This window comes from Promicromonospora sp. Populi (genome assembly GCF_041081105.1).
Classification (GTDB): Bacteria; Actinomycetota; Actinomycetes; order Actinomycetales; family Cellulomonadaceae; genus Promicromonospora.
Genome location: NZ_CP163528.1, coordinates 3749823 through 3771431, shown reverse-complemented (window position 1 = coordinate 3771431; position 21609 = coordinate 3749823). Strand labels below are relative to the sequence as shown.

At 69.0% G+C, this 21609-nt stretch carries 13 protein-coding genes; 6 read left to right on the top strand and 7 right to left on the bottom strand.

The window, feature by feature from the left end:
• Positions 1-105: 105 nt before the first annotated feature.
• Together AB1046_RS17050 and AB1046_RS17045 are read right to left on the bottom strand one after the other, a co-directional pair.
• Complete coding sequence (locus AB1046_RS17050; RefSeq protein WP_369370486.1) at positions 106-2523, bottom strand: transglycosylase domain-containing protein; 2418 nt, start codon at positions 2521-2523, stop codon at positions 106-108.
• 343 nt (positions 2524-2866) lie between these two features.
• Complete coding sequence (locus tag AB1046_RS17045) at positions 2867-5431, bottom strand: transglycosylase domain-containing protein (protein ID WP_369370485.1); 2565 nt, start codon at positions 5429-5431, stop codon at positions 2867-2869.
• 334 nt (positions 5432-5765) lie between these two features.
• Between AB1046_RS17045 and AB1046_RS17040 the strand changes: the two genes are divergently transcribed.
• Positions 5766-6410: a PadR family transcriptional regulator gene (locus AB1046_RS17040; RefSeq protein ID WP_369370484.1), complete on the top strand. Its 645-nt coding sequence runs from the start codon at positions 5766-5768 to the stop codon at positions 6408-6410.
• Positions 6407-7498: an inositol-3-phosphate synthase gene (locus tag AB1046_RS17035; RefSeq protein ID WP_369370483.1), complete on the top strand. Its 1092-nt coding sequence runs from the start codon at positions 6407-6409 to the stop codon at positions 7496-7498. Before AB1046_RS17040 ends, AB1046_RS17035 begins: the two co-directional genes overlap by 4 nt.
• A 61-nt stretch (positions 7499-7559) precedes the next feature.
• Here AB1046_RS17035 and AB1046_RS17030 read toward each other — a convergent pair whose 3' ends face one another.
• Positions 7560-11681 carry a carboxypeptidase regulatory-like domain-containing protein gene (locus tag AB1046_RS17030; protein ID WP_369370482.1) on the bottom strand — a complete coding sequence of 1374 codons (4122 nt, stop codon included), beginning with the start codon at positions 11679-11681 and terminating at the stop codon, positions 7560-7562.
• A 393-nt stretch (positions 11682-12074) separates the two neighbouring features.
• Between AB1046_RS17030 and AB1046_RS17025 the strand changes: the two genes are divergently transcribed.
• Positions 12075-13034, top strand: a complete 960-nt coding sequence (locus AB1046_RS17025) for a winged helix-turn-helix domain-containing protein (protein ID WP_369370481.1) — start codon at positions 12075-12077, stop codon at positions 13032-13034.
• Positions 13035-13050: 16 nt separating this feature from the next.
• Here AB1046_RS17025 and AB1046_RS17020 read toward each other — a convergent pair whose 3' ends face one another.
• Positions 13051-14394, bottom strand: a complete 1344-nt coding sequence (locus tag AB1046_RS17020; protein ID WP_369370480.1) for an MATE family efflux transporter — start codon at positions 14392-14394, stop codon at positions 13051-13053.
• A 372-nt stretch (positions 14395-14766) separates the two neighbouring features.
• On the opposite strand from AB1046_RS17020, the gene dnaB reads away from it, so the two are divergent.
• A complete protein-coding gene (dnaB, locus tag AB1046_RS17015; RefSeq protein WP_369370479.1) occupies positions 14767-17355 on the top strand; it encodes a replicative DNA helicase in 2589 nt (862 codons plus the stop codon).
• 66 nt (positions 17356-17421) lie between these two features.
• On the opposite strand, the gene AB1046_RS17010 is transcribed toward dnaB, so the two are convergent.
• The gene (locus tag AB1046_RS17010; protein WP_369370478.1) at positions 17422-18195 is read right to left on the bottom strand and encodes a hypothetical protein; all 774 of its coding nucleotides are present in this window, start codon (positions 18193-18195) and stop codon (positions 17422-17424) included.
• Positions 18192-18728, bottom strand: a complete 537-nt coding sequence (locus AB1046_RS17005; RefSeq protein ID WP_369370477.1) for a SigE family RNA polymerase sigma factor — start codon at positions 18726-18728, stop codon at positions 18192-18194. Before AB1046_RS17005 ends, AB1046_RS17010 begins: the two co-directional genes overlap by 4 nt.
• A gap of 162 nt (positions 18729-18890) precedes the next feature.
• Between AB1046_RS17005 and AB1046_RS17000 the strand changes: the two genes are divergently transcribed.
• Both AB1046_RS17000 and AB1046_RS16995 read left to right on the top strand, forming a co-directional pair.
• The gene (locus tag AB1046_RS17000; RefSeq protein ID WP_369370476.1) at positions 18891-20066 is read left to right on the top strand and encodes an AI-2E family transporter; all 1176 of its coding nucleotides are present in this window, start codon (positions 18891-18893) and stop codon (positions 20064-20066) included.
• A 31-nt stretch (positions 20067-20097) separates the two neighbouring features.
• On the top strand, positions 20098-20700 hold the full coding sequence (locus tag AB1046_RS16995) for a hypothetical protein (protein ID WP_369370475.1): 603 nt from the start codon (positions 20098-20100) through the stop codon (positions 20698-20700).
• A 19-nt stretch (positions 20701-20719) separates the two neighbouring features.
• Here the strand turns inward: AB1046_RS16995 and AB1046_RS16990 are convergent, their stop codons facing one another.
• Entirely contained in the window at positions 20720-21535 is an 816-nt protein-coding gene (locus tag AB1046_RS16990) for a DUF1206 domain-containing protein (RefSeq protein ID WP_369370474.1), read from the bottom strand.
• Positions 21536-21609 lie beyond the last annotated feature (74 nt).

Below are 21609 nucleotides of genomic sequence, written 5' to 3'. Positions count from 1 at the left end.
GTTCCGTGACAGGAGGGTTCACAGCAAGGGCCAAGCCTACCCGCCAGTTGCGATACCGCGGAATCGAGCAGGCGAGAGCCCCCTCACACGCTTTGGGGCCACACGCTATGGGGCCCCGCCACCGCCGCCCCCACCGCCGCCGGTGGGCTCGTCCGTCGGGAACCCGACGTCGTCCGGACCGGACGAGACGATCACCAGCACCTGGCTGCCCGCGGGCACCTCGGTGCCCTCGCGCGGGCTGACCTCCATGACGGTGCCCTCATCGACGTCGTCGGACGACTGGTACTGGAAGACCGGCTCGAGACCGGCGCCCTGGATCTGGCCACGGGCGTTGCCCTCGTTGCCCCCGACCAGGCCGTTCGGCACAAACGTGGTCTCCTCGGCCGGTCCCGTCGAGACGTCGACCCGGATGCTCTCGCCGCGCGGCACCTGCTGGCCCGCACGGTCCACCCGGAGCACGGTACCGGCCTCCTGGTCACTCTCGATCTCGACAAGCTCAGCCCGGAGGCCCGTGTTGGCGAGCGCCGTCGCAGCGACCGGGTACGGCTGACCCACCAGGTTGGCCGGGACGACCACCATCTCGACAGGGGTGTCGGACGGCGTCGGGGTGGGCGACGGGGTTGGCGTGGGCGACGGCAAGGGGAGCGGCGGCCTGTAGTCCGGGAACGGCTGGACCTCCATGCCTTCGGTGATGGCCTGCATGTAGTGGGTCCATGCCGTCACCGGCCACGTACCACCGGTCAGGCTGTAGTCCGCCCACTCGCCGAACGGCGTGATCGTCGCCTGCCCGACGCCGTCCTCGGCCGTCTGGTAGAGGCCCACCACCGTGGCAAGCTGCGGGATGTAGCCGGCGAACCACGCCGACACGTTCTTGTTCGTCGACCCCGTCTTGCCGGCGACGGGACGCTGGTTGCCCTCGGCGTCGACAAGCTCCTTCGCCGGCGCGCCCGAACCCTCGTTGACCACCTGCTGCAGCGCGTAGGTCGCCTTGGCCATCACGTCGGGGTTGATCGCGTTCCGCTGGGGTTCGTCGGCGAACTCGTACCTGAGAAACTCGCCCTCTTCCACTGACACGACCATGTGCGGCACCGTGCGGGTGCCCTGTGCGGCGAACGTGGCGTACGCCCCCGCGAGGTCGACGGCGCGCACGTCAGACGTGCCGAGCACGTTGGACAGGGTGGCGTTGGTGGAGTCTTCGGGGATCCCGGCCCGGATCGCGACGTCCTGCGACTTCTTCGCCCCGATCTCAAGGTTGAGCTGCGCGTAGACAGTGTTCACGGAGTTCGCCGTGGCGTCGATGAGGTCGATGTCGCCGAACGACTCGCCGCCTGGCTCGGTACCGAAGTTGGTGAGCTCCTCCTCTTCGCCCCCCGCATTCTTGGTCCAGCCCGGGATCTGCATCGGGCTGGTACCCGGGTAGTACTCGTTGAGCTCGTGCCCCTCCTCGAGCGCGCCGATCAGGGTGAAGGGCTTGAACGTGGAGCCGCCCTGCGCCTTGCCGTTGGTGGCGGCGTTGAACTGAACCTTTTCGTAGTCCCGGCCCCCGTACAGCGCACGGATGGCACCGTTCGTGGGATCGATGGACACGATGGACACACCGAGCCTGGGCGAGGCGGCGTCCGCACCCTCGGTCGGGATGGTGTTCGCCGTCTCGACCGCGGCCTTCTGCCACGCTGGGTTGATCGTCGTCTGGATCTCGTAGCCGTTGCTCAGGAGATCTTCCTCGGTGATGTCCGACTTGGCCGCGAGCTCCTTGCGGACCTCTTCGAGCAGGTAGCCCACCTGGCCAGCACGAGACACCTGCTTGTACTCGATGGGTTCGGGGAAGGTTGCGGCGGCGCGTTCCTCCTCGCTGATCACACCCTGGGTGGCCATGTTGCGCAGCACCCGGTCCCACCGCCGCTCGGCGATGGCTCGCGACTCCTCACCGAACCGCGGGTCCCAGGACGACGGCGACGGGATGATCCCGACCAGCATCGCCGTCTCGGACAAGGTCAGCTCGGCGGCCGGCTTGTTGAAGTACGCCTTCGCCGCGGCTTCGAACCCGTAGGCGCCGCGGCCGAGGTAGATGCTGTTGACGTAGCCCTCGAGGATCTCGTCCTTCGACTTCTGCTGGTCCACCTTGAGAGCGAGGATGATCTCGCGGAACTTGTCCGCGTAGGACGACTGCCCGGGCTGGTAGTAGGTGTTCTCCACGTACTGCTGCGTCAGCGTGGACGCGCCCTGCCGGGTACCACCGGTCACGTTGCTGAACAACGCACGGACCATGCCCACGGGGTCAACACCCATGTGGTTCTCGAAGTTCTGGTCCTCGGACGCCAGCACGGCCTGGCCCACGTACGGGGGCAGCTCGTCGAGCGTCCGGATCGTGCGGTCGACGGCGGCGAACCGGCCCATCACCTGACCGTTCTCGTAGTAGACCGTGGTGGTCTCCGAGCCGATCTCAGGGTTCTCCGCGGGCACCGCCCAGCCGATCCAGCCGGCCACGAACACACCCACGACGAGCGACAGCCCGGTCAGCATGGTGCCGACGACAACCCGCCACGACGGGACCCACGCGCGGAGCCCCGTGCGGTGCGGCCTCGGGTAGTTCCAGATGCCCCGCCGTCGACGGGGAGTTTGCGGCCAGATTGGAGAAGGACTCCGGTTCGCCACGTCTTCCTCGTTCCTCGAATCGGTCCAGCGAGCGCACTGAACCGACGAAACGATAGAGGATCGATGAACGCGGCAAGTAGCACAATCGAGGTTTCTGTGTGGATGCCCCGTGTCCGACACCCGGTTTCACCCGGGTCTCGCCGGGCCTGACCAACGATGGATCATCGCTGGTCAGGCCCGGCGTAAAGCCCTTCGCAAAGCCCTTCGAGGCCTACCCGAAGATGCCGCCCTCGGTCGGTTCGCCGGTCGGGTCGCCGCCCTCCGGCCCGGTCGAGACGACCAGTGTCACGTCGCTGCCCACCGGCACGTCCGAACCCTCGCCCGGATCGACCGAGATCACCGACCCCTCGGGCACGGTGTCCGACGACGCCTCCTGGATCACCGGTGTCAGCCCGGCGTCGTCGAGCGCACTCTCGGCACTGGCCTGGTCCGAGTTGGTCAGGCCAAAGGGCACCGTCGTCATCTCTTCCACCACCTCGGAGCCGTTCGAGACCTCGACCCGGACGTCCGAGTTCCTCGGGACCTGCGTGCCCTCGCCCTCAACGGAGAGGACCTGGCCCGCGGGCTGGTCGCTGTCGACCTCGATCTGCGCGGGGACGAGCCCCACCCCGGCGAGCGCCGAGGCCGCCGCCACGTACTGCTGGCCGACCAGGCCGGTCGGCACCGTGACCATCTCCTCCTCCGGCTCCTCCGAGGCGCTCGTCGACGGCGTCGGCGTGGGCGACGGCGTCGGCGGGGCCGGCGGCTCGTACTCCGGGAACGCCTGGACCTCCATGCCCTCGGTTGCCAGCGTCATGTACTCGGTCCAGGCCGTGACCGGCCACGTACCGCCGGTAAGTCCTTCCAGACCCATGTCCGCCCACTCGCCGAACGGGGTGATCGTCTGGTACGCACTGGCCTCGCGGTCGTACTGGTACAGCCCGACGACAGTCGCGAGCTGCGGCACGTACCCGGCGAACCACGCGGACTGGTTGCTGTTCGACGTGCCGGTCTTTCCGGCCACGGGGCGCGGCTCGCCGTCTGGACCGACCAGGGCCGATGCCGGCTCGCCGGAGCCTTCTTGGACGACCCCTTCCAGCGCGTAGGTGGCGGCGGCCATGACATCAGGCGTGAACACCTGATTGTTGGGTTCGGGTTCGCTCCACTCGCGGATCAGGTCGTCGCCGTCCAGCACCTCGGTCACGAGGTGCGGGGTGGTGCGGATGCCCTGTGCCGCGAAGGTCGAGTAGGCGTGCGCCAGATCGATGTTGTGCACGCTCGCGGTGCCGAGCACGTTCGCCAGGTTGTCCCCGACGATCTGATCCCCCGCAGCGTTGGTCGCGGGAATGCCCGCGCGGGTGGCGACGTCGTGCGTGCTCTCCGGGCCTACCTCGTTGTTGAGGTGCACGTAAGCGGTGTTCACGGAGTTGGCGGTGGCGTCGAGCAGGGTGACGTTCGGGTAGCTCTCGTCACCGAAGTTGGTGAGGACAGCCTGCTCGTCCACTCCCGTCTCTTCGTTCCGGTCGTTGTAGCCCTCGATCTCCTGCGGCGACGTGCCGTCGTACCGCGAGTACAGCGATATGTCATCCTCCAGGGCCGCGACCAGCGTGAACGGCTTGAAGGTCGAGCCGGCCTGGGCGATGTCCTGCGTCGCCGCGTTGGTCGGGTACGCGCTGTAGTCCGGGCCGCCGTAGAGCGCCCTGATCGCACCCGTAGCCGGGTCGATCGAGGTGAGCGACGCGCGGGCGTTCGGGTCGGCGTCGTCCGGCAGCGCCATCGTCTCGACCGCGGCGTCCTGCAACCTGCGGTCGAGGGTGGTAGTGATGGAGTACCCCCCGATGGCGAGCTCCTCCTCCGTGATGGCTCTGCCTGCCCCATCCGGGCTGGCGAGCTCCTTGGCGATCTCCTGGAGCAGGTAGGCGGTCTGGGAGTTGCCCGAACCCTGGGTGTACTCCACGAGCTCCGGGTACACCGCGGCCGCCCGGTCGTCCGCGGTGATGAACCCCATCTCCAGCATGAAGTCCAGGGTGCGGCCCCAGCGCTGCTGGGCCTGTGCCGCCGCGGCCTCGCCCTGCCGCGGGTCCCAGTAGGTGGGGTTGGGGATGATCCCCGCGATGAAGGCCGACTCGGAGATGGTCATCTCGCTGGCCGGGTGACCGAAGTACGCCTGCGACGCCGCCTCCATGCCGTAGGCCCCGCGCCCGAGGTAGATGGTGTTGACGTAGCCCTCGAGCACCTGGTCCTTGGTCTGCTCCTGCGTCACCTTGAGGGCGAGGATCGCCTCGCGGAACTCGTCCGCGTACGTGGTCTCGCCGACGCCGAAGTAGGAGTTCTCGACGTACTGCTGCGTCAGCGTCGACGCACCCTGCTGGGCACCGCCGGTGAGGTTGTTGAGCACCGCGCGCCCGATTGCCGGAAAATTGATGCCGATGTGGGACCGGAAGTCCTGGTCCTCCGACGCGATGATCGCGTTCGTGACGTGCGCCGGCAGGTCTTCCAGCGTGATGAGCGTGCGGTCCTGCGCCGCGAACGTCCCCAGCTCGGAGCCGTCCGAGTAGTACACCGTGGTGGACTCGGCGGTGATGTCGGGCAGCTCGTCGGGCACCGGCCAGCCCACCCAGGCGGCCACGACCAGCCCACTCACGAGCGACGTACCCGTCAGCAGCGTGCCCACGACGACCCGCCACGACGGCACCCAGGCGCGGATCCCGGTGCGGTAGGGGCGGGGATAGTTCCAGATGCCCTGCCGCCGTCGGGGGGTTTGCGGCCATATCGCAGGGGGGCTCCAGCGCGACACGTCAACCTCTTCCTCGGTTCGGACTCGGCCCTGCCGATGAAGTCGGTAGTCGATGAACTGCCACGGAGGACCACCCGAAACCATAGGGGATCAGCAGCTACCCCCAGAAGTCCGAGCGGACTCCACCGTACGGTCTCAGGCATCTCACCCAGGGTCAGCCCAGTCCGTCTGTCTCTGCTTCACACTTCATCCACTTCCAGCCCGACGACGGCGCCGTGGAACCAAACGATTGCACACCCCTAGCGGCGTGCCTATGCTCGCAATGTATCGAGTCGATACATCGTGCTGCACTGATTCGCCGGGGCAACCGTGGCGGACCGGGAGGGAGGTCGCCGTGCGTAGTCGGTCCGACGTGCTGGAGACCGCCGTCCTCGGCCTGCTCAACGAGTCCCCGCTGCACGGGTACGAGCTCCGGAAGCGCCTCAACCTGGTGCTCGGCTCGTTCCGGGCCTTCTCCTACGGCACGCTCTACCCCGCCCTGAAGGGCTTGGTCACCCGCGGCCTGATCAGGACCGCGGAGAGCGAGCCGCCGCCGTCACCCCGCAAGGGCAGGGCCGGGATTCCCGGCCGGACCACCAAGCCCATGCCTCTCGGACGACGACGCGTGGTCTACGAGCTGACCGTCGAGGGCACGGAACACCTCCGGTCCGTCCTGGCCACCGCCGGCCCTTCGGCCTGGGAGGACGACAACTTCGACGTGCGGTTCGCGCTCTTCGCGCAGACCGACGCCGAGACCCGCCTGAAGGTTCTCGAAGGCCGGCGTATCCGGCTGACCGAGCGCCTGGAGACCCTCCGGGAGTCGACGACGCACCCGCGTTCCCGGCTCGACGAGTACACGCTCGAGCTCCGGCGGTTCGGGCTCGAACGGGTCGAGCGCGAAGTGCACTGGCTCGACAGCCTCATCTCCACCGAGCGGGGGCGCGTCGCGCCGCAGAACGGTCCACCAGAGCAGGAACAAACGAAGAAGGAGCCAGGATGACATCTATCCGCGTGGGCATCGTCGGCGTAGGAAACTGCGCCTCGTCCCTGGTCCAGGGCGTGCACTACTACCGTGACGCCGACCCGGCGAGCACCGTCCCGGGCCTCATGCACGTGCGGTTCGGCGACTACCACGTGTCGGACCTCGAGTTCGTCGCGGCGTTCGACGTCGACGCGAAGAAGGTCGGCTTCGACCTGGCGGAGGCCATCACGGCGTCCGAGAACAACACGATAAAGATCGCGGACGTGCCGCCCCTCGGCGTGACGGTCCAGCGCGGGCCCACGCTCGACGGGCTCGGCGACTACTACCGCCAGACGATCGACGAGTCGACGAAGGACGCAGTAGACGTCGTAGCCACCCTGCGCGCGGCCGAGGTCGACGTGCTCGTGTGCTACCTGCCGGTGGGTTCCGAGAAGGCCGCCAAGTTCTACGCGCAGTGCGCGATCGACGCGGGCGTGGCGTTTGTCAACGCGCTGCCGGTATTCATCGCGTCCGACCCCCAGTGGGCCGCGAAGTTCGAGGAGGCGGGTCTCCCGATCATCGGCGACGACATCAAGTCGCAGGTGGGCGCCACCATCACACACCGGGTGCTGGCCAAGCTGTTCGAGGACCGCGGCGTCATCCTGGACCGTACGTATCAGCTCAACGTCGGCGGCAACATGGACTTCAAGAACATGCTGCAGCGCGACCGGCTGGAGTCGAAGAAGCTCTCCAAGACGCAGGCCGTCACGTCCAACCTCACCGGTCCGCTGGCCGGCAAGAAGGACGACCGCAACGTGCACATCGGCCCGTCGGACTACGTGGCGTGGCTCGACGACCGCAAGTGGGCGTACGTACGCCTCGAGGGCCGGGCGTTCGGCGAGGTGCCGCTGAGCCTGGAGTACAAGCTCGAGGTGTGGGACTCCCCGAACTCCGCGGGCATCATCATCGACGCGGTGCGGGCCGCGAAGATCGCGAAGGACCGGGGCATCGGCGGGCCGATCCTCTCGGCGGCGACGTACTTCATGAAGTCCCCGCCCGTGCAGATGGAGGACACCGCGGGGCGCGCGCAGCTGGAGGCCTTCATCCGCGGCGACATCGAGCGCTGACAGGTCAGGCCCTCAGGTCACTTGTGGTGACCTGAGGGCCTGACCCGTCATTCGGCTGGACCTACTTGATCGGGTCCAGCTCGAAGTCGGTCACGACGGTGGTGCCCGCCGTCACCTTCGCGGAGCCGACCTGCGGGACGTACCCGCTGGACGTGGCGATGATCTGCGCCGTCCGCTCCGACTTGTCGAACCAGTACTCGTAGACGCCGTCGCTCCCGGTGACCAGGGTGACCCCCGAGAACTTGCCGTTGATCTGCACCACGGAGTCACCGAGCGAGACCACGCCGTCCGGCGTGAAGCCCCCCACGGTGCCGGAGAGCTTGCCCCAGCTCTTCGGCGGGTTGACCTTCAGGGACAGACCGACCGACGGGGCGTCGTACGGCGTGGCCGCGGTCGCCAGGAGCGAGCCGGTGAAGGTGCCAGGCTGCGCCACGACGCCGCTGAGGGTCGCCGTGATCGTCTTGCTCTGCCCCGGCGCCAGCGTGAACTCCGTCGGGGTGAAGGTCACCCACGAGAGGTCGCTGCCGCCGCCGGCGACGTCACCCGAGACGTTCATGACGATGTGCATGCCGGGCCAGCCGATGGAGTCGGTGGTCGCCGGCTCCGTGAGCGCGCAGTCGGGGGCCGAGAGGTACGACGGCGCGGTCTGACCCGCGTCGTTGGACCCGACGTAGAACACGCCGCCGGTTGCCTGCTGGTTGGGCGAGACGACCTCGACCACGAGCGTGGCGCCCGCGGGCACCTCACCGGTGACGGGCACCGAGATCATCGTCAGGGTCGACGCCGGGATGTTCGCCTGGGCCGTCCCGATCGAGGTCAGGTTGGCGAAGGTGAGCGCACCCTGAAGCGTGTAGAGGTTGACGGTCAGGGTCTGGGCCGTGGCCTCCTCGACACCGAAGGACACCTCCGAGACCTCGAAGTCGTCGTCGATGTCGAAGTCGCTCAGCGTGAACGTCCGGAAGAAGTGGTTCTCCGTGGTCCCCGCGATGCTGCCGCAGGATGCCGAGTTGAGTGCCGCGACCTCCTGCGACGCCGAGTGGGTGATGGTCGTGGCGTTCGGGGAGACCGGGATGGACTCCGGGAGAACGCTCTCGCCCGCCGTGCCCGTGCCTGCCGCCCGGAGCTGCGAGCCGGAGCCCGAGCCGCCGAACGAGGAGCCGACCTTGGCCGACGGCTTGGTGGACTGGACCACCGTCGCCTCGCGCTGCGGGTGCTGGACGACCGCCTGGCTGTCGGTGCCCAGGATGTCGAAGCCGCCGCCCGCGCCGACAACCTCGACGTCGGCGGGTGCGGTGCCCTCGTTCTTCACCGTGAACCGCTTGGTAGTGGTGCTGCCCAGCGGGATCGTGGCGTTGATCGCCTCGGTGCTGACCGTGATCAGGCCCGCGGCGAGCGCAGCGTCGTAGGTACCGGTGGCCTCGGGCTCGAGGCTCAGCGTGCCCGCCGCCGGCTCGTAGTCCGGCGCCGTGATGTCGATCGTGTAGTCGCCCGGGACGGCGATGGCCGAGTAGGTGCCGTCCGCCCCGGTGGTCGCGGTCCGGGTCTCCTCGCCCGACGTGGCCGTGACCTCCGCCCCCTCGACGGGCTCACCGGTGTTCCGGTCGGTGACCGTGCCCTCGAGGAAGGCGAGCACCGGCGGCGTGTAGGTGACCGTGAGGCCCTCGGAGACGGCCGCCGTGTTGATCGAGTACGGCAGGCCGATCGTGCCGGTCTCGTTCTCGATGCCGATCGACGCCGAGTTGCCCTTGGCCGTGACCGTGTCGGTGACCGCGCCGTAGCCGAAGAGCACAGTGCCGTCGGCGACGAGGGTGACCGAGAAGTTCAGCCGGTCAGTCGTCGGGGCGTACTTGCGCACGTTGCGCCACTCGACGACGAACGCGTCCTCGCCGTCGACCGTCGTCGTGCCCGTGTACAGGCCCGCCGAGGCGTCGATGAAGAGGTCGTCCCAGAACGGGAACAGTGCGGCGTTGGGCACCGCAGTGCCCGGGATCGCGCCGTTCGCGTACGACGTGCTGCCCGCCAGGAAGTTCAGGTGGCCGTTCGACGTGACGAATGCCGAGTCGTAGCCGACGCCGTAGTAGGGGAACTCGAAGGGCAGGGCGAGCGACGTCTGCACGTCGTCGCCGGTGAGCGTGAGCCTGGTGCTGCCCTGCAGGTAGTCACCGGTGGACGTGGCGCACGAGTAGCCGAAGTCGTCGGTCAGCGCGGTGATCTCGACCGACACGTCCTCCGCGCCGTCGACGACCACCTCACCCTCGTACGACGACGCGCAGCCGCCAACGGTCACGTTGATCGGGTAGGTGCCCTCGGGGACGTCGGCGAAGGCGAAGGTGCCGTCCGCGCCGGTGGTGACGTCCTCGAAGTGGCTGCCGAGGCTGACCGGAGCGTTCGCTACCGGGCCGCCCGAACCGGCGTAGGTGACCGTGCCCGTCACGGCGTGCGACGGAGCGGCCGCGAGCGTGATCGGCACGTCGACGGTCCCGTCCTCGGTGACCTCGGCGGACGCCGGTGCAGAGGGCAGGTAACCAAAGGCGGACGCCGACACCGTGTAGTCGCCGGTCGCGACGCGCGCGCTGAACGTGCCGTCCGAGCCGGTGCTGACGGTGCGGTCCCGGTCGCCGTCGAGGACGACGTCGGCCGACGCGATCGGAGCGCCGTCGGCGTCCGTCACCGTGCCGGTGACGGTACCGGTGGCACCGATCGGGGCGGCGGCGATGAGGGCGGCGACATCGAGCTTGCCCTCGCCCCACACGTTGTTGTTCTCGGCGGTACCGCCGCAGGTGGTGTTGTTCGTGTCGACGGCGGTCTCGTTGAGCAGCGCCTGCGTGCCCTCGATGTCGCCGACGAGCGTGGGGGCCGCGCTCCACAGCAGCGCGATCGCACCCGCGAGGTGCGGGGCGGCCATGGACGTGCCGTTGAAGGCCGCGTAGCCGTCACCGGGAACTGAGGAGCGCACGTTGACGCCCGGGGCGGAGATGTTGGGCTTGACCAGGCCGTCCTCGCCAGCACCGCGCGACGAGAAGCCCGCGATGGCACCGGACGAGTCGAACGCGCCGACCGAGTACGAGGCGGTGTTGGCGCCCGGCGACGACGTCGTCGTGCAGGACGGGCCCGAGTTACCGGCAGACCAGGTACCGAACACGCCGGACGCCTCCCAGGCGGCGGTGGTGTCGCTGTACCAGTCGTCGATCGTGCCCGCGGCCGTGTAGCCCCAGGAGTTGTTGACGACGTTGGGGCGCTGCGACGGGTCGGGGTCCGAGCCGTCGGTCCGCGTCGGGGCGACGATCCACTGCCCCGACTCGAGCAGGGCCACGTCCGAGCAGCTGTCACAGCCGTTCGTCGCGATCCACTCGGCGTCAGGAGCGACACCGATCTGGTTGCCGGCGCCGTCGTCACCCACCATGGTCCCCATGGTGTGCGTGCCGTGACCGTTGTCGTCGAACGGCAGCTCGGCGGAACCGGACGTGTCCTGCCAGTTGTAGTCGTTCACGACAGTCCCGTCGGCCTGCAGGCCGCGGTACTTGTCAGCCAGGGCCGGGTGGTCGTACTGCGCACCGGTGTCGATGTTCGACACCGTGATGCCCGCACCCGTGTAGCCCTGCGCCCACACCTCGGGGGCGTTGATGGCGTCCAGGCCCCACTCCACGGCCTGCGTCCCGACGTCGCCGGTCGGCACCCGCTTGATCGGCTCGACCAGGCCGAGCTGCACCGTCTCGCTGATCTGCTCGACCTTGGCGCTCGCCGCGAGCTCGTCCGCCAGCTCCAGCGTGCCGTCCTCGACGAGGATCCGGTTGCTGATCCAGAAGCTCTCGTAGTCGGCGTCCGCGGCGTCGAGCTCCTTGACCAGGCTCGCCTGCGAGGTCTTGGCCGTCGAGGTGAGCGTGTCGTAGACGTACTGGCCCCGCTCGTCCCAGTCCGCGATGTTCTTGGCGGCCGAAAGGTCTGCCTCCTCGGCGAGGACCACCCAGAAGTCGGCGGTCTTGCGCTCGGTCAGCATCTCCCGTGCGAAGTCGGTGAACTTCTCGTCGGGGTCGGCAGCGACGGTCTTGGTGGTCGTCGGTGCGGTGGTCGGTGCAGTTCCAGCGAACGCCGCTGGAGCGACGCTCAGAGCTGACGTCGCAACAAGCGCGAGAACCGCTGTGGCGGTCGTCGAGCGTTGTGCGAGAGCAGTTCGACGGTGCATGAACCCTCCATTACCCGGCGCAGCCGCGAACTGGGGTGCGCTTGGACGGACCACAGTCGTGGACCGTCCCCTACCGTCGTCTGCGGGCGTCGACGCAACAAGGCCGGTTCACGGTCAGGTACCGGTCACTTCCCGGTCAAAATGCGGTCAGGGTTCAATAGTTGCTCCTGTCAATAGGCCCGCATTCATTTCACCCTGGTTCGTAGATAATTCACCCTCTCTGGGGTGAACTGTGGCGTAAAAACGCCAAGTGGGCGGGAATGTGTCATTTCCGGCACGCAACGGGTAGGTAACGTGAAATTGACCTTGGTGGTACGCCCCGGCGGCAGACTGACGCGCGCTGCCCGAGCTCGCGGGGCTGATCCGAACGGCAAACCAAGGAGGGTGACGCACGTGACGTTCGACCTCGCACCAGGTTCCGCCCCCGGCCTCGTCGTCTGCGTGGGCCTCCCTTCCGACCAGATCATCGAGATCGCCCACCTGCTCCGCGGTCGGGCGACGGTGCTCGCCACCCCCGACCCGGAGAGCGCCCGCGCCGTCCTCGCCAACCAGGCAGCGCCCCGGCGCCCCGCCGGGGCGGCCCGGCGCAGCCTCGCTCTGCAGGCCGAGCGGTTCGACAACCCTGTACCGCCGGAGGAGCACTACGGCCGGCACCTCCCCGATCCCGGCCGCCATGTCGAGAGCGACAACCTCACGGACGCGTCCGTGCGGGCCGAGGCGGAGATCCGGCCGACGTCGCTGTCGTCGCGCTCGGCATCGGGTTCAACGTTGGGCCCGGGGTCGGCGTTGGGCCCTGGGTCGGCGTTGGTCCGTCCGTTGCCCAGCCTGTCCGACGCCGGAGCCGCCGGTTACCGCGGGCGACCCGGGTCCATGCTGCACGGGGTGCCGGCCCGACCGGTGCTGCACGAGACAAGCCCCCCGCCGACCGGGCCCGTGACCGGGACGCTCACCGCCGTCCCGGCTGCCGCGCGCCCGGTCACCGGCCCGGTTCCCGCCGTCACGGGTTCGATACCGATGGTCGCCCCGCCCACGCTGGATCCGCTGGTGGCCGGGCCGCTGCTCGTCGACCTCGCCGGCCGCGAGGTCACGGCGCTGGGGCGGCGCGTCTACCTGTCGGCGCGGGAGTTCGACCTGCTCGCCACCCTCGCCCTGGAGACCGGACGGGTGTGGTCGTTCGCCGAGCTCACGGCACGGGTGTGGCAGCTGCCCTATCTCGGCGACTCCGACCCGGTGACCTCCGCGGTGAAGCGGCTGCGCAAGCGGCTGGCGCCGGTCCACGACGTAGAGGTCGCCTCGGTGCGCGGCGTGGGCTACCGGCTCAACGTGTGGGGCCTGACCGACGTGCGGGCCTGACCGGACTGAGGCGGCGTCACGCCCCGGTGACCAGCCAGCGGTCGCTCCGCGCACGCCACCCCGTCGTCACGGCGCGGGCGGCCATGAACACACCCGCGAACGCGAGCCAGAGCCAGGCGAGCCCGGGTGCGCCGTCAGGGGCCCAGGCGGAGACCGCGAGCGCGAACGGCAGGTAGACCACCAGGGTCGCCATGCCCGCCCAGGCGAGGTAGCGGCCGTCTCCGGCGCCGATGAGGACGCCGTCGAGCACAAAGACCCAGCCGGCCATCGGCATGAGGACGCCGCACACGGCGATGCCCAGGGTGATGGCGACGCGCACGTCGGGGTCAGCGGAGAACAGTGGTGCGATCCACCAGCCGGCCGCGGCGAGGATCACGCCGATCATCGCGCCCGCCCCGACGCCCCACTGCAGGCAGCGGCGCAGCACGAGCCGCACGTTCCCGACGTTGCCGGCCCCGAGCCCGTGTCCCACCAGCGCCTGCGCCGCGATCGCCAGCGCGTCGAGCGCGAAGGCGGCGAGCCCCCACAGCGAGCTCACGACCTGGTGCCCCGCCAGTGCGACGGCACCGAGGTCGGTCGCGACCACCACGGTGACCAGGATCGCGGCGCGCAGGCTGAGGGTGCGGACGACCAGGGGCACACCTGCCCGGGCGCCGGACAGGATGCCCGCCCGGTGCGGGCGCAGGCTCGCGCCACGGGAGCGCGCCCCGCGCACCACGATCACGCCGAGCACCGCCGCCATGAGGAACTGGGTGATGGCCGTGCCCAGGCCCGAGCCGGCTATCCCCATCCCGGCCCCGTACACGAGCGCGATGTTCAGCCCGGTGTTGACGAGGGCCCCGGCGGCCGCGACGACCAGCGGCGTGCGCGTGTCCCGCAGACCCCGCAGCACGCCGGTCGCGGCCTGGACCACAAGCATCGCGGCGAGCCCAGGTGCGGACCACCGCAGATAGGTCACGGCATACTGCGCGACGTCGCCGTCCGCGCCCAGAGCAGTCACCGTCACTGGCGCGGCGAGCAGCAGGACGACGACGAGGACGGCCCCGATCCCGAGTGCGAGCCAGATCCCGTCGATGCCGGACTGCAGCGCCTCCCGCTCCTTGCCGGCCCCGGTCAGGCGCGCCACTGACGCCGTCGTCGTGTACGCGAGGAAGATGCACAGCCCGACGAGTGTCAGCAGCACGTTGCTCGCGAGGGAGAGACCGGCGAGCTGGGCCGTGCCGAGGTGGCCCACCACTGCGCTGTCCACGAGCACAAAGACGGGTTCGGCGACTAGTGCACCGAGCGCCGGGACTGCCAGGGCGAGGACTTCCCGGTCGATGGATCGCCGGGAGTCCGGGGTGTGGCGAGACTCGCCCAACTTTCTTTCCTCCACAGGCTGGGGGTGACGTCGATGCAGGTCAGAGGGGATGGTGATGTTTTACACAGGGGTTATCCACAACTGGGGACAGGGTTGTCCACCCGCTATGCACAGCCCTGGGCCACCTTTCCACATGGATGTGCACAGCCCTGTCCACAGGTCTCGTTGCGCTCCGGTCCGCGGGGGCTTAGCGTCAGCGGAACTTGCTAACCTGCCCGGCTCTCGCAGGGACTGTCGCACAGGACACAAAGGCGTGTCGGGGCCGAAGTCCCGAGAGTGTCAGTGGCGGGGAGTAGAACAGGTGTAGGACGTCGACGGAGCGCACGTGCAGCGTGCGCCGCGACGTCATGAGATGAGAAAGGCAGGGGTGCGATGTCGATCGAAGAGCTCGAGTCGAGCTATTCCGAGCGCAGCCCGGGCCTCGACCGCACCCCGCCGCAGGACGTCGCCGCCGAGATGAGCGTGCTGGGCGGCATGCTGCTGTCCAAGGACGCCATCGCCGACGTGATCGAGCAGATCCGCGGCAACGACTTCTACCGGCCGGCGCACGAGGCGATCTACGACGCGATCATCGACCTCTACGGTCGCGGCGAGCCGGCCGACGCCATCACGGTGCTCGCCGAGCTGCAGCGCCGTGGTGAGCACACTCGTGTTGGCGGCGCTCCGTACCTGCACGACCTCATGGCGGGCGTCCCCACGGCGGCGAACGCCGGGTACTACGCCCGGATCGTGCGCGAGCGCGCCATCATGCGCCGCCTCGTGGAGGCGGGCACCCGCATCGTCCAGATGGGCTACGCCACCGACGGCGGCGAGGTCGACGACGTCGTCAACAACGCGCAGGCCGAGGTCTACGCGGTGACGGAGCGGCGAGCGTCGGAGGACTACCTGGCGCTGGCCGACATCATCGGACCGACGTTCGACGAGATCGACGCCGCGCAGGGCCGCGGCGAGGGGCTCACCGGTGTGCCGACGGGCTACTCGGACTTCGACCGCCTGACGAACGGCCTGCACCCGGGCCAGATGATCGTCGTGGCCGCCCGACCTGCAGTCGGAAAGGCCCTCGCGCTCGACACTCCGCTGCCGACGCCGACCGGGTGGACCACCATGGGCGAGGTCGCCGTGGGGGACTATCTCCTGGGGGCGGACGGCACTCCCACACGAGTGGTTGCGGCAACCGAGGTCATGCAGGGTCGCCCTTGCTATGAGGTGGAGTTCGACGACGGCACGGTGATCGTTGCTGACGCTCAGCACCAGTGGGTGACGAGCACGCGTACACAACGCCGCAAGGTGCGAGCGGGTACCGAGCCCGAGACGGCTGTCCACACCACCGAGGAAATCCTGGCTTCCCTGCGGACAGCCACGGCCGACAAGCGTGCAAACCACTCAGTGGTTACCGCCAAGCCCCTGAACCTGCCTGACACGGTATTGCCGATCCATCCCTACGCGCTCGGCATCTGGCTGGGCGATGGCACGTCGCGGCGTGCAGAGTTCACATCGGCTGACCCTGAGATCGCGATGATGGTCGAGGGCTTGGGCTACGTAGCCCGGCCTCGAGGCACGGTCAAGGGCTCTGCTCGAACGTACTCGATGCTGCTCCCTGAGCCCGAGGTGCAGCCTCAGGCGTGCATTGTCTGTGGCACGGAGTTCATGCCGAAGATGGCTTCGCTGCTCGCGTGCAGCAAGTCCTGCGCTGCCCGTTCCCGCGGTATGAAGCGCCCCGGGCAGCCCACGTGCCCCGACTGCGGCAAGCCCGGCTGGGGCTTCCGCCGGTGCCAGGAGTGCCACAACACCCATGGCACGATGGGCGGTCGCCTTCGCAGTCTCAATCTCCTCCAGAACAAGCACATCCCGACCGAGTACCTCCGTGCGAGTGAGGATCAGCGACGAGCCTTGCTCGCAGGGCTCCTCGACTCCGACGGGACCGTCAACCCGCAGGGCAGTGTCCAGATCGCCGTGACCAACAAGCGACTCGCCCAGGACGCCCGCGAACTGATCCTGTCGCTCGGGTACCGCACCGGTTGGTCGGAGAAGCGAGTCAACGGCCGGAGCGAGACATCTTCCACAGCCTTCACGATCACGTTCACCACTGAGGACGACGTCTTCGCCCTGGAGCGCAAGCGGCTGACCCACAAGGCCCGCCGCCGTCCGGCGACGGCGAAACTGACGTCACGGTTCGTAGTGAATATTCGGGCGATCGAGTCGGTGCCCGTGCGTTGTGTCGAGGTGGAGAATCCGGCGCACCTGTACCTCGCGAGCAGGTCGATGGTCCCCACCCACAACTCCGTGCTCGGCATCAACGTCGCTGCTCACGCGGCGATTCACCACGACATGGCCGCCGTCATCTTCTCCCTGGAGATGAGCCGCAACGAGATCGTCATGCGAATGCTCGCCGCCGAAGCCCGCGTTCCGCTAACCAAGATGCGCAGCGGCAACATGGATGACGGCGACTGGCAGAAGCTCGCCGCCACCATGGGCAAGGTCTCCGACGCCCCGCTGTTCATCGACGACTCGCCAAACATGTCGCTGATGGAGATCCGTGCCAAGTGCCGACGGCTCAAGCAGCGGCACGACCTCAAGCTGGTCGTCATCGACTATCTCCAGCTGATGTCGTCGGGCAAGCGCGTCGAGTCGCGGCAGCAGGAGGTCTCGGAGTTCTCGCGTTCGCTCAAGCTGCTCGCGAAGGAGCTTGAGGTCCCCGTCATCGCCATCTCGCAGCTGAACCGTGGCGCCGAGCAGCGCAGCGACAAGAAACCGCAGATGTCCGATCTGCGTGAATCTGGGTCAATTGAGCAGGATGCCGACGTTGTCCTACTTTTGCACCGCGAGGACGCGTACGAGAAGGAGTCACCGCGCGCCGGCGAGGCGGACTTCATCGTGGCCAAGCACCGTAACGGCCCCACCGACGTGATCACCGTGGCATTCCAGGGGCACTACCAACGGTTCGTCGACATGCAGGTGTGAGCCGGTCGGGTGTCCACGCGCAGAACGGCGCGTGGACGTCCGACCGAACCCGACCTTGATTCACAGTCAGTCGAAGTACTCGCAGTAGCCGACGGCCTCGCGCTCTACCTGGCTGAGGCCGCTCGGCGGGTTGATGCAGGGCACGTAGCCGCTGGCGTCCTCCCCGTTCCACGAGGTGATGGTGAACTCGGCGGACCGATCGCCGTCGAAGGTGACGGGAAGGCCCCCGCACCGCACGACACCGGGCAGGCTCCGCAGCTCGCTGGTGGTCCACCACGCGTACCCACTGGGCGGGAGGTTCCCCTGGGCCGCCGTGTAGCGGTCGTACCCGTCGTCGATCTGCGCGACGAACGTGAACGCCCGGTCGTGCTCAGCAAGGGTCGGCAGGGCCCGAGCGACCTCGGGCAGCAGAAGCGGAGCGGCAACCCTGGCCTCGGGCAGGGATCCGTCCTCGATGGTGCCCTCCTGTATTCCGTCATCGGTGCTCACGGACGCCACGAACAACACGGCCTCCGTTCGGGACGACACCTCGCCCCACTCGACGGTCAGGTCCTCGACCACACAGGCGGCGGGCTCGGTCTCCAGACCGAACAGGCTGCGGATCTGCTTGCTGCCCGGCAGGGCCAGCTCCCCGATACCGGGCACCGGCACCGGGCCCGCGAGGGCAAGCGCGAGGGTGGCCACCACCGTGGTGCCGGCCGCTATCGCCTGCCAGGAGCGTCGCCGCCGCAGCGCGTGCTTGCTCCCCTCCAGCACCTCGTGCGTGTCGAAGTTCCGGCCGGTCATGGAATCGGCCCCCGCACGCAGGCGGGCGGTCACGTCTGTGTCGTCGATGCTCATCGCACACCTTCCTGGAAGATCTCGCGCAGGCGGGCGATCCCACGTGCGTTGGCAGACTTGACGGTGCCCAGGGCCAGGCCGAGCTCGCGAGCCGTCTCCACCTCTGTCAGGTCGAGCAGGTGCCGCAGCACCACGACCCGACGCTGCGACAGGGGGAGCTGGGCCAACGCGCGCACAACCTCGTCGCGGACCACCACCCGGTCCGCGTGCCCAGGCTCTGACCCGGCTGGGACGGCGTCGGACACAACCTCGCGGCGCGTGCGCCGCCACTTGTCCACGCGCAGGTTGAGCAGGATGCGCCGCGCGTAAGCGCGTGGCTCACCGTCACGGGCCTTGCGCCACGCACGGTAGGTGCGCTCGAACGTCTCCTGAACCAGCTCCTCGGCGCGGTGCGAATCGCCGGCCAGTAGCAGAGCCGTCTTGTGGAGGTACGGGCCGGAGTTCTGGACGAACGCCGTGAACTCCTGGTCGCGCGTGCGCACCACCTCGACCCGGACCAGCGGGGCATCGCTCACCTGAGTCGACATGTCCATGTGCTCTCCCTCGTCATGTCCCCCACCACGCAGCACCATGGCCAAAAGGTTCCACAGCACCGCGCGCCGACACGCGGACACGCCACCGTGCGACCAAAGCCCGACCGCAATAGCGTCGACACGTCCGGCGCCCGCCGGACCACAGCACAAGGAGGACAGGCGATGCGCCTCTTCGGCCGCCGCACACCGCCCCCCGCCCGCCCGAGCGTCGAGGTGACCCCTGCCGAGCCGGCCGAGCACCAGGCGCCCGCCGATAGTGAGGCGTCCCGGCTGTGGTCTGACGGCTTCGGCCGTGTCGGCACGCGGTCGCTGCAGATCCTCGCGGTTGTCGCGGTCATCGCCGTCTTCGGGTTCGTGGGCACCCAACTGACCCTCGTCGTGATCCCCGTGCTCATCGCGCTCGTGCTGGCAGCGGCGATCTACCCGCTGGTCTCGCTCCTGCGTCGCCGTGGTCTGCCGTCGCTGCTCGCGACGTGGATCTCGCTCGTGGCGCTGGTCGCGCTGCTGTCGGCGATCGTCTGGCTCGTCGTGCGGGCCGTCGTCGACCAGTGGGGCGAGCTGCAGGACCAGGCGATCCAGGGTTTCGACTCCCTGCAGACCTACCTCCAGGACCTGCCCTTCGACATCACCGACGAGCAGATCGCGTCGGTGCGCGACTCCGCCGTGAGCCTGCTGCAGTCCGACGCCGTGGGCTCCGGTGCCATCGCGGGCGTGTCCCAGACCGCCGACTTCGTCGCGGGCTTCTTCATCATGATCGTCGTCCTGTTCTTCTTCCTGAAGGACGGCCCGGCGATGTGGGAGTTCGTGCTGCGGCCGTTCGAGGGGCACCGGTACGAGCGGGGGCAGCGCGTCGGCGCCGCGACCATCCGCACGCTCGGCGGCTACGTGCGCGGAACGGCGATCGTGGCGTTCGTCGACGCGGTCGGCATCGGCATCGGCCTTGCGATCGTGGGTGTACCGCTCGTCATCCCGCTGTCCGTGCTCGTCTTCCTGCTCGCCTTCATCCCCCTGGTCGGTGCCACCGTGGCCGGCATCCTCGCGGCCCTGGTCACACTCGTCGCAGTCGGACCGGTCGAGGCGCTCATCGTCGTCGCGATAGTCATCGTGGTGAACCAGCTCGAGGGCGACTTCCTCCAGCCGATCGTCATGGGCCGGACCCTGCGCCTGCACCCGCTCGTCATCCTGTTCGCCCTGACGGCCGGGACGGTGCTCGTCGGCATCACCGGCGCCGTGCTTGCCGTGCCGATCGCCGCGTCGATCTGGCGCGCGATCCAGGTGTGGGACGGGCCAGACCTCCCGGCAAAGTTCGCCCGCCAGAAGCGCTCAGAGACCGCCTGAACCTTCCTGCTCGGCCATAAGGTCATGTGTCATGAGTCGATCTCCACGTCGCAGCGACCCATACGCGACGCGCCCCGGCGGCGGTCTGCTGACGGCGGCCCGGCGCGTGCTGGCGGGTCTGGCAGCGGTTGCCGTGACCGCCAGCTGTTCCTCGCCGCCGGAGCATCGCCCGGACGAAGAAGCCGTCGCAGGAGAGGCACCCGAGCGCTTCACCATCGTTCCCGACGACTACCACGTGCCCTACGCAGGCACCGCCGAGGACGGCCGCAAGTTCTTCCTCAGCGAGGAGCTGTTCAGCCTGGACTCCGGCTTCGCGTACGTCGGGGTCTTCCTATGGAACGCCGACGGCACTTTCGACGAGGTCCGGGTAGACACCGTCGACCGGTCCGACGGGCTTCCCCCGGGCCAGCCCGGCGGGGCGGGGGCGGAGGATCTTGTCGCCGCACGGCTGGCCGAGCTGGGCGACTACGTCCTCGAACCCATCGAGGTCGAGCCGTTCACTCAGGACGTCGATGGCGTCACCTTCGGCTGGAACGTCGACCGGTACGAGGATGGCACCTACTACATCAATATCGAGCCGGGCGACTTCATCGCCTACTACGAACCGTGGGACGGGCTCGGATACGACACGTAGGGCGCTGACGAATGCCGGCTCAGAGCCGCGCGAACCGGGCGCGCGCGAAGGAGTAGCCGCCGAACGCGGCGATCCCCAGCCCGACCACGAGGAGCAGCGCCGGACCGTACGGCTGGTCGCGCATCGTGTGCAGCGCCTCGTCGAGCCCGCCGGCCTGCGACGGGTCCGTTGTCACGGCGGCAGTCAGGACCAGCCCGCCGACGACGCCCAGCGCGATCCCCTTGGCGACGTAACCGGCCTGCCCGAGCCGTACCACCACCGGCCGGACGGAGCTCCCGCCAGTCCCCGTGAGGTCGCGCAGGAACTTCTTTCGGACGCCCTTGACGACGTGGTAGACACCGACTCCGACGATCACGAGCCCCACGGCACCTACCAGCCAGGCGCCGCCCGGCATGCTCAGGACACCAGCCGTCAGGCTCTCCTCGCTCTCGCCTCCCCCGCCCGCACCCTGTGCGTACCGGACGCTGGAACCCGCCAGCACGCCGTAGAGCACCGCCTTGGCCACGCTCTTGGCCCGCGCTCCTGCCTGGTGCTCGGCGTTCGGCACGCCGAGGATCGCCGTGCCGACCTGCCACAGCGCGAGAGCTGCGAAGCCCACGGCGACCGCCCAGAGGGCCAGCTCGCCGCCGGGCAGCTGGCCGAGCGTGCGGAAGGCGCCCGACTGGTCCGCCTCGCCCGTGGGTCGGCCTAACGCAAGCTGGACCGCCACCCAGGCGACCAGCAGGTGCAGCACGCCGGAGGCGACGTAGCCGCCTCGGGCCAGGACGTGCACGGCGCGACTCCCGTGGGCACGCCGCGCGGCGTCGGCGCCAGGGGGAGAGGAATTCTGGGACATGCGCGCACCTCCGTCGGGCCGCGCGGATCGCGACCTAGTACACATTCGCGCACTACCAGGTCATTCGCACTATT